Annotated in this window: 1 protein-coding gene and 1 pseudogene; both read right to left on the bottom strand. The window is 39.2% G+C overall.

What is annotated here, in order from left to right; all coding sequences use genetic code 11:
* Nucleotides 1-340 (bottom strand): annotated as a pseudogene (locus ACY65O_RS06355) (NrfD/PsrC family molybdoenzyme membrane anchor subunit); the annotation flags it as partial.
* Nucleotides 341-542: 202 nt separating this feature from the next.
* Nucleotides 543-2,778, bottom strand: a 2,236-nt coding sequence (locus ACY65O_RS06360) for a 4Fe-4S dicluster domain-containing protein (protein ID WP_462220015.1), incomplete at its 5' end; no start/stop codon positions are given.

Below are 2,778 nucleotides of genomic sequence, written 5' to 3' on the forward strand. Positions count from 1 at the left end.
GGTTTACACCCGTTCTCCAACCCTGACGGAATAATAATAAGATAGCAGAAATTAAAGTACCGGCATGACCAACACCTACCCACCAAACAAAGTTGGTGATATCCCAACCCCAGCCAATTGTTTTATTTACATTCCACTGACCGATACCGTAAGTAACCTCACGGTAAACACTGTACACACCAAATAAAAGCAATCCGACACTGATGAAGAAACCAATATACCAAAGGCGTGTAGGTTTCATTTCAATGGGGCGTACTATATCTTCCGTTACCTGGTGGTAATCTTTATCACCATCTACCAGCGGTTCCCTTAGTTGCGATTCGTACTTTAATAATGACATATCGTTTTTTAAGCGGCCTCACCCTCATTCCCTCTCCCAAAGAGAGGGAGGCCAAGCCTTATTTTTTATTTCAACATTCGTAATTAAGCATTTCAGCTTTTTATCTTTATTGAGCTTTTATCTAAGCGAATCCAAATTCATTAATCTCCGCACCAATCATCTCCATTTCCCTCCCTTTCGGGGAGGATAGGAGGGGCTTCTTCTACGCCTTCTCCTCTTCCACTCCAATATGCCTGTCGGTATTTCTCACTTTAGCCAAATAACTAACGTTAGGCAAAACGTGCAGTTGCTCCATTACATAAAAACTACGGTGCTTTTGCTCTACATTTCTAATTTTATAAACATCACTTTCTTTATCATTTACATTACCAAAGCTGATGGCGTTAGTAGGGCAAGCCTGCATGCAAGCCACTTTTACGTTTCTAACTAAAGAAGAATCCTGATTTTTCTTAGCTTCTAATTTGCTATCCTGTAAACGCTGTACACAAAAAGAACATTTTTCAATAACACCACGGCTTCTAACAGTTACATCCGGGTTCAACACCATTCTTGTTAAATCGTCATTCATCTGCATTACTGAATCATCCATGTAAGTACCAATCATTTCCTTTTGATTATCAGGGAAGCTATCCGCTCCGGTATAATCTAACCAGTTAAAACGGCGTACTTTATAAGGACAGTTGTTAGCGCAATATCTTGTACCAATGCAACGGTTATAAGTCATTTGATTTAAACCTTCGCTGCTGTGGTTGGTTGCTGCAACCGGGCAAACATTTTCGCAAGGTGCATTATCGCAATGCTGGCAAAGCATAGGTTGAAAAACAACATCAGGGTTTTCTAAATCACCAGTAAAGTATCTGTCAATACGCAACCAATGCATTTCGTGTGCTCTTTGCACCTGCATTTTACCCACTACACTCACATTGTTTTCGGCAGTACAGGCAACCACACAGGCACTGCAACCTGTACAGGTACCTAAGTCAATGCTCATTCCCCATTTAATACCTGGCTTGTCAAAAGAAGGATACATGGTGGCATCTCTTACAAAATCTTTGCTGTCATTTGCCGTTGTGTTCAATCTCTCTTTTGTAATTTCTTCTAAAACTGCTTCAGGATTGGCTGTAAAACTTTTAAGATTGGTTTCATAAATCACGGGACGGCTTTCTGTAAAACCATGTACCTGTGTTTGAGCTAAAGGGTATGTTTTATCTGCTACTTTTTCAATTTTTGCAACTGAAGAATACAAATTAGTTCCGTTAAATGCCACCAATGGGTAAGCATTTTTACCTGCGCCTACTGCAGACTTTCCTATATTTTCAGAAATTTTTTCTTTTGTTGCGCCTTCACTTCCTCTTCCGTAACCTACAGCAATTGCTACTACTGCAGCATGCATACCCGGTATTACAATTACTGGCAATTCAATTGATTTACCATTAGCTGTAATTTTTACAACTGGTTTTTCAGGGTGTACTTCGTAGTCACTTTGTTTACCGCCTTCCTGGTTCATCACATCCAGATTCAATAATGATTTTGCCATGGCGGGACTCATCATGGCATAATTATCCCAGGTTACTTTTGAAATGGGGTCAGGCAATTCCTGCAACCATGGGTTGTTAGCCTGGCTGCCATTACCAACAGATATTTTTTGATACAATACAATTTCGGTATCGGCTGCACCGGTTTTAACAGCAGCAATTTTTGATGTTGCGTCTGCTACTGATGTACCATTAAATGCACTGCCACCAACTGTCATTGAAGCTGGTTCAACAACACCATCCTGTAATGCTTTATCATAATTATCTGCACCACCTAATTTGGTAGTCCAGTAATTTTTAAAATATGTTTCATAATCTGCAGCAACAGTATTTCCACTCCATTTTAATAACGAAGTTTGAAAAGCCCTTGTTTTAAATAATGGATTGATAGTAGGTTGTATAATACTTATATAACCAGATTTAGGTTCTGCATCTCCCCAGCTTTCTAACCAGTGATGAGCAGGGATTACATATTTACAATGCTCTGTTGTTTCATCCATGGTTGCATTAAATGAAACACCAATTACTTTTTTTAATCCGTCAGTAAATTTTTTACTGTCGTTGTAAGAGTAAGATGGATTTACACCATTAATTAAAACTGCACCAACCGCACCGCTATTCATATCATCTACCAGCTTAATCATATCGGCATCTATTCCTTTACGGTAGTTAGCCGTTACAGCCCAGTTGATAGTTTTACCATTTGCACCAATCGCTTCGTTAATGGCATTTACAATTACCTGCACATTTACATCGTTACTGCCACAAACTACCAATGCATTACCACCTGCTGCTTTTAATTTTTCGGCAGCTAATTTAATGCCGTCGTTTATTTTTTTATCTGCAAAAGATGGTGCTGTACCATTCAACGCATTTAAAATTGCAACTGCTACAGCACCAGTT

The sequence above is a fragment of the Ferruginibacter sp. genome (assembly GCF_031430955.1).
Taxonomy (GTDB): domain Bacteria; phylum Bacteroidota; class Bacteroidia; order Chitinophagales; family Chitinophagaceae; genus Ferruginibacter.